The sequence below is a fragment of the Opitutales bacterium genome, assembly GCA_013215165.1.
Taxonomy (GTDB): Bacteria; Verrucomicrobiota; Verrucomicrobiia; order Opitutales; family JABSRG01; genus JABSRG01.
Genome location: JABSRG010000105.1, coordinates 1 through 5,989, shown reverse-complemented (window position 1 = coordinate 5,989; position 5,989 = coordinate 1). Strand labels below are relative to the sequence as shown.

Below are 5,989 nucleotides of genomic sequence, written 5' to 3'. Positions count from 1 at the left end.
CTATCGCCGAAAAGTCTGGAACGCCTGAAAGCAAACGTGCGACGTCTATGGGAAGCGCGTCAGTCGCTGAGCAGCAACGAGCTGCGCGACAACTGGCAAGCCTACATCCGTGGCTGGTGGAACTACTACCAGCTTGCGGAACGCCTCTGGGGCCTGACCGATCTGAGCGGTTGGATACGTCGGCACATGCGCAAATGCTTCTGGCTGCGTTGGAAAACGCCAGCTGGTCGCATCAATGCTCTGAGCCGGCTGGGTGTGAATACCCGGGCGTGTGGTCTAGGTTACACGGGATTGGGAGCCTGGTGTGTTGCCCGGCTCCCGGCTTTGAACCAAGCGCTGAGCAACCGTCGCCTCAAACGCTACGGATTTATCATCCCATGGACTGGTGAAGTCTAGCGACTCGCCTGTTTCAACCGCCGGATGCGGCAAACCGCACGTCCGGTGGTGTGGAAGGCTGGCGGGCTTTCATGCCCGTCGGCCCATCCGATCATCGCCCTCAATAATTGGAGGGGAACGCTTTGACGTGACCCATAGCCTGGGCGAAGTCAGACAATCCAAGCGACTGAATCTGTGCAAAATGCTTTCGGTAGCAAAGGTTTCACGCGAGGGTGCCAAGCGGGTGCGTAGGGCGGAGCGATAATGCTGCTTGAAGCGCGCACGAGGGTAGTGGGCTTTGCGATGAGGTATGATGGCGACGCACAGCGCTGGTCGGAAGAAAACCCTCGCCTCCGATCACCATCGTTTTAGCCTTTCCCAATATTATGCATATAAAATTACACAATCCATTGATAAACGGATATTTATGTATTAATTATTAAACGAGATGTTTTCCCGAAAAACGGTGATATAACGACGATTTGTCGATACAATATTAGCTGTTCGATAAAGAAACAATCAAGTGCTGCGACCAGATGTCACACCTCCGTCTAACGGCAGGACATTACCAGTCATCCAGCCACTAAGCTTTTCACTCGCAAGAAACAGAATAGTATTCACGACATCTTCAGGCGTTCCATTTCGTCCGATCGGATGAAATGAATTGAAGCTATTGAGCTGTTCGGGAGAAAGCAAAGGATCGAATAGCGGCGTCTCTACTACTGCAGGTGCGATGCAGTTGACTCTGATTTTCTGCTTTGCGAGCTCTATCGCTAGATTCTTTGTAAGAGAATGCACACCACCTTTAGCGGTGGAAGAGCCGGAACAAGGCGTCGCTTCAATCGCATGCAAAGCCCACATAGAACCGATATTTATAATGTAGCCACCACTCTCACTCTTCACCATTTCTCGAACAGCATTTTGAGACATAACAAAATATGCCTTTAGAAGACTTAGATATGAATCGATGTCTTGTTCAGAATGATCGAGAAAGGATTTCGGTTCGAACACCCCAGCGTTGTTGAGTAGAATATCCACCGAACCGAATTCATCCATCGCTAGACGAGTTAGTTCATTACATACTGATGTTTCGCAGATATTGCCTGCGCTCAGTCTTGTCGACTCACCCGTTGGATCTATTTTTTTTTGAACTGCGTTCAGCTTCGATTCGCTTCTGCCATTCATAACGACCTTAGCGCCTTCTCGAACGAAAGCTGCGGCTGCATGCTCACCGATGCCACTTCCAGCACCAGTTATTATTACGACTTTGTTTTTGATATCTGTGTTATCCATAGGCTACTTTATATCAGAATTTTGAGTGCTTCGTAAATCGGGCACCTTTTTGAGCCATAGGCACATTCTTGTAGAAAATGGATAAACACGCAGAAAAAAATATTACGGATACCATTTCAGCAGTTTATGGCTGCAAGTGGTCACTGAGGATATTGCGACAGATCAGCTCTGGAACGAACAGACCCGGAGCTATTGAGAAAGCTTTACCGGGTTTAACAAAACGAGTTCAGAGCTACTACCTTAAGCGAATGATTGAATTAGAAGTGCTAGAGAAGCAGTCGTTTCCAGAGATTCCACCTAGAGTCGAATACTCAATAACCGAATATGGAAAGCGAATCCTCAAGATCATGGATGAGATAATCCAACTCGAAAGCGACTTAAGATCGAACCAGTCGAGATAGCCAACACCTAGGCTGCGCCTAGGCGTCGGCTACTCTATACGTTAGCAAAAGAATGGAACTTATGACGATTACGTTGGTGTTCTTTGTAAAAGAGCGGTTATCATCTTTCTCTGAGAATAGCGAAACCTCATGAAGCTGAATCGACCAGTATATCGACACTTGCCATGTTTTGAGGGCATGGGGGATAAAGAGATTTCTACTCTTATGAACGATGTGATGAAGAAAAATCCGCGTTTAGCTAGATTCCCGATGGTGTTATGGTTGATCATAGCTCCGTCATCGATAGGTTTCGCGTTTCTGGTCGAGTATATGTTTGGCTTGGATATGCTCTGGGGATCGTTAGTTTCTATCTTTTGTGTCTTAATCCCAACATCCTTCTATGAATCTTTAGTCTATCAGAAACGATTGAACATAGAGATAGAGAAGCACAAGCGGCTTGGGCAAGTCTAAGGTTTAGGAGGTGCTAACAAGAATGCACATGACAGCAATTGCTCCCCGCGCGAGTGTCGATCTGGGACAAATTTGGAAAGATTCGGTTTCAGGTCATTATTTTCTTTCATCGCTGCATGTGACCTTTAGCGTTCGCCAAAAAGCTTGAATCTCTCGATTTATGTGTCATTATTTGACACATGGCGACGAATTTAAAAATTGATGAGAAGCTTCTTGCAGACGCATTGAAGCTTGGTGGTTTTAAGACCAAGAAAGAGGCGGTAAATAAAGCACTCGAGGAGTTTGTTCAGCATCGTAGGCAGCTCAAGGTGCTGGAGTTGGAAGGTCAGATCGAATATTTTGACGATTATGACTATAAGAAAGCTAGGCAAGCATGAGTAAATTTATCGCAGATACTTCGGTTTGGTCACCCTTTCTGAGAAAGTCATCAGAGTTGAAGGACCCATATCGGGACAAATTGCGAGATGGGATCGTTAAGGGAGAGGTCCAGATGCTTGGAATTATCAGGCAGGAGTGTCTTTCTGGTATTCGCGCGAAGCCTCAGTACCTTAAGTTGAAAGATATTCTGGATGGGTTTCCCGACGACTTAGCAATCAGTGAGGATCATTTGAAGGCGTCTGAATTTTTCAACGACTGTCGAAGGAATGGAGTGCAAGGAGGCGCAGCAGACTTTTTGATATGTGCCCAGTCGATTAGATTGGGCATTCCTATTTTGACTTTGGACAAGGACTATATGGCTTACGCCAAGCTCATACCCATATCTTTGCTTCCTGCCAAATGAGGCGAGCAAGAATGAATGAGAAGGCGGCACAGAATCTGATTCCTTCTCATTATGGAAAACGCTAACAAAGACACCTACACCCTCGGCCTCGATCTCGGAAACGCTACGCATGCCCTATGCGTTTTAAATTCCACTGGAGAGATCGTAGAAGAGAACACGATCGCCAACGAGAAAGAAGCTCTCTCCTGCCTATCTGCACGCTATCCCAGTTCCACCATAGTCATGGAAGCGGGGACACACGAGGCACTCCGGCGCCGGCGAAGCGCCGCCATCCATCGCCCTCAATGATTGGAGGGGCACGCTTTGACGTGACCCATAACCTCGGCAAGGTCAGACAATCCAAGCGACCGAACTTGTGCAAAATGCTTCCGGTAGCAAAGGTTTCACGCAAGGGTGCCATACGGATACTGGGCTTTGCGATGAGGTATGATGGCGACGCGCAGCGCTGCTCAGAAGAAAACCCTCGCCTCCGATCACCATCGTTTTAGCCTTTTCCAATATTATGCATATAAAATTACACAATCTATTGATAAATAGATATTTGCATATCAAAATATGGACATGGTGCTTGCCCGAGAAACGGTGATATAACGACGATTCGTTGATATAATATTAACTGTTGTGCGATAAAAAATATAATGCCTATCCCCGACTATCAAACTCTCATGTATCCCGTCCTTAAGTTGGCCGAAGACGGTCGCACCTACAGGTTCAGAGATGCAGTCGAGATTCTCGCAGAACAGTTCAATCTGACGGAAGAAGAAAGAAGAGAACTCCTACCAAGTGGGAGCCAGACCGTTTTCGATAGTAGAGTTGGCTGGGCAAGAACATACCTAAAGCAAGCTGGTATACTCCACAGCCCTAAACGAGGTTTTTTCGAAATCACCACACGAGGAAAAGAATTACTAGAGTCGGGCATTTCTAGAATTGATAATACGGTTCTGGAGCAGTTCGAAGAATTTAAGGAGTTCAAAAGCCGAAAGAAGAAGAAGGACGAGTCTGATACAACTGAGACTACCGAACCATCAATCGATTCAGACCAGACACCAGAAGACCAGATCGCTTCGGCATATCGGACAATTAAAGTAGGAATCCAAAAAGAGATCCTAGAGAATATTATGAATTCATCCCCAGCTTTCTTCGAAAGATTGGTGATTGATTTAGTGGTTCGCATGGGATACGGAGGCAGTCGTTCGGATGCAGGTAGAGCGATAGGAAAAAGTGGAGATGGAGGTATCGACGGAATAATTAACGAAGACAAGTTAGGCTTGGATGTGATTTATATCCAAGCGAAGCGTTGGGAAGGAAGCGTCGGCAGACCTGAGATCCAAAAGTTTGCGGGAGCACTGCAAGGGCAGAGAGCCAGAAAAGGAATCTTTATCACTACTTCGAGTTTTACTGAGCAGGCATTGGACTATGTCAGCATGATTGATTCGAAGATTATCCTGATCGACGGAGATCGATTGTCTGCTCTAATGTTCGAGCATTCAGTGGGTGTATCCACTGCAGGCGTTTATGAGCTGAAAAAGATTGATTCGGACTACTTTGAAGAAAACTAAAAGCACAACAAGGCGAGAGTGGCAACGCCTTTGGCGCGCCACCTCTTGACGTTATGCATCAGGAAGAATTAATGGATAAAGTTGAGCTTATGAAGGTTGAGGATACTTTTTTAATAGAAAGTATCGGTTTGGTTTTGGCACCTTCATTTGAACTTCCTCCTGAAGGTAAATAGGTTAATATAAATGAAACCGTTACCATAGAAACACCTGAAGGAAATCAAGTAAGTGTAGAGGCATTATTCAGTGTTGCTCACATGAATATTAAGGACCCTTCCGTAAGTGTTAGAAAACGCTGGCCTATAATTGTGTCTTTAAAGAGTGTTAGCAAAGAAAGTGTTCCGGTAGGTAGTGCTATTTATGTGTCTCAATCAACTAAACAGGCGGTAACAGGGAAAAATGCATAACAAACGCATCTTGCAATCGCCACTGCGTGGCTTGGACGGTTTTTCCGTTCGTTCCTCACTCCAAAACCGCCGCAAATGCGGGCGTTCGTCTTAAGAGTCTTGAGCCTTCAGAACATCCCAACCCAACCGAGTCTGAAACACGGCAAAGCTTCCCACGAGAGTTGCGACTGCCAGAGTACTGCTGATCGCTACAGGGCTGTTTATCACCTGGGGGACAAGAGTGACCAGAACGAGGCTGCCCAATACCCACAGTGAGTCACCGAGGATGAAGTAGCCAAGCTCAAGTCGCCCGATTCCAGTGCGACGAAGCGATGCTATAGCCAGATGCACTCCATTGAGGGCCAATCCAATTCCGACTAATCGAAGGATCTCCGGTGGAACACCCCCGAGGAATGCGGCAATGGGTTGATGTATGAGGGCGAAGGCCAGACCGAACCCAAGGCAGGAAAGGGCGTTGAAGCGGAGGGTTCTTTTGAGTGAATCATTCATCTTTCTGACCGCAATGTTGTGAACTTAAGTCACGATTTCTCTCAATTAATGAATCGTCAACCAAATTTACAAGATAATAGTTCGGAGGAAGTGAAAAGTAGTGCACAAACTACTCTTGTTCAACTGGTTGGACGTGCTGACCTCTGGTTGAAGAATAAGCTACTAGCCCGGATTTTGCATGAACATGTCGACAGTCCAGTGTTGACAATAAAAATGTCTTCCTGCCGGGCTTCTTTG

At 46.4% G+C, this 5,989-nt stretch carries 8 protein-coding genes; 6 read left to right on the top strand and 2 right to left on the bottom strand.

Annotated elements, in window-relative coordinates:
• Positions 1 to 36: 36 nt before the first annotated feature.
• A complete protein-coding gene (locus tag HRU10_14790; protein ID NRA28499.1) occupies positions 37 to 396 on the top strand; it encodes a hypothetical protein in 360 nt (119 codons plus the stop codon).
• Positions 397 to 894: 498 nt separating this feature from the next.
• On the opposite strand, the gene HRU10_14785 is transcribed toward HRU10_14790, so the two are convergent.
• The gene (locus HRU10_14785) at positions 895 to 1,668 is read right to left on the bottom strand and encodes an SDR family oxidoreductase (protein NRA28498.1); all 774 of its coding nucleotides are present in this window, start codon (positions 1,666 to 1,668) and stop codon (positions 895 to 897) included.
• Positions 1,669 to 1,745: 77 nt separating this feature from the next.
• Here HRU10_14785 and HRU10_14780 point away from each other — a divergent pair, with 77 nt between their 5' ends.
• The 5 genes from HRU10_14780 (at position 1,746) to HRU10_14760 (ending at position 4,859) form a co-directional block, all read left to right on the top strand.
• On the top strand, positions 1,746 to 2,069 hold the full coding sequence (locus tag HRU10_14780; protein ID NRA28497.1) for a helix-turn-helix transcriptional regulator: 324 nt from the start codon (positions 1,746 to 1,748) through the stop codon (positions 2,067 to 2,069).
• A gap of 629 nt (positions 2,070 to 2,698) precedes the next feature.
• Positions 2,699 to 2,896, top strand: coding sequence for a type II toxin-antitoxin system VapB family antitoxin (locus HRU10_14775; protein ID NRA28496.1), 198 nt, complete (start codon positions 2,699 to 2,701; stop codon positions 2,894 to 2,896).
• A complete protein-coding gene (locus HRU10_14770; GenBank protein NRA28495.1) occupies positions 2,893 to 3,300 on the top strand; it encodes a PIN domain nuclease in 408 nt (135 codons plus the stop codon). Before HRU10_14775 ends, HRU10_14770 begins: the two co-directional genes overlap by 4 nt.
• A gap of 51 nt (positions 3,301 to 3,351) precedes the next feature.
• Positions 3,352 to 3,588: a hypothetical protein gene (locus HRU10_14765; protein NRA28494.1), complete on the top strand. Its 237-nt coding sequence runs from the start codon at positions 3,352 to 3,354 to the stop codon at positions 3,586 to 3,588.
• A 350-nt stretch (positions 3,589 to 3,938) separates the two neighbouring features.
• Positions 3,939 to 4,859 (top strand): restriction endonuclease, encoded by a 921-nt coding sequence (locus HRU10_14760; protein ID NRA28493.1) that lies wholly within the window; start codon positions 3,939 to 3,941, stop codon positions 4,857 to 4,859.
• Between the two features lie 494 nt (positions 4,860 to 5,353).
• Here HRU10_14760 and HRU10_14755 read toward each other — a convergent pair whose 3' ends face one another.
• Positions 5,354 to 5,752 carry a hypothetical protein gene (locus HRU10_14755; GenBank protein ID NRA28492.1) on the bottom strand — a complete coding sequence of 133 codons (399 nt, stop codon included), beginning with the start codon at positions 5,750 to 5,752 and terminating at the stop codon, positions 5,354 to 5,356.
• Positions 5,753 to 5,989: the final 237 nt, after the last annotated feature.

Bases quoted from the DNA above. Each gene is read 5' to 3' on its own strand.
- HRU10_14785 (NRA28498.1), bottom strand. From the start codon at position 1,668: ATGGATAACACAGATATCAAAAACAAAGTCGTAATAATAACTGGTGCT.
- HRU10_14780 (NRA28497.1), top strand. From the start codon at position 1,746: ATGGATAAACACGCAGAAAAAAATATTACGGATACCATTTCAGCAGTT.
- HRU10_14775 (NRA28496.1), top strand. From the start codon at position 2,699: ATGGCGACGAATTTAAAAATTGATGAGAAGCTTCTTGCAGACGCATTG.
- HRU10_14770 (NRA28495.1), top strand. From the start codon at position 2,893: ATGAGTAAATTTATCGCAGATACTTCGGTTTGGTCACCCTTTCTGAGA.
- HRU10_14765 (NRA28494.1), top strand. From the start codon at position 3,352: ATGGAAAACGCTAACAAAGACACCTACACCCTCGGCCTCGATCTCGGA.
- HRU10_14760 (NRA28493.1), top strand. From the start codon at position 3,939: ATGCCTATCCCCGACTATCAAACTCTCATGTATCCCGTCCTTAAGTTG.
- HRU10_14755 (NRA28492.1), bottom strand. From the start codon at position 5,752: ATGAATGATTCACTCAAAAGAACCCTCCGCTTCAACGCCCTTTCCTGC.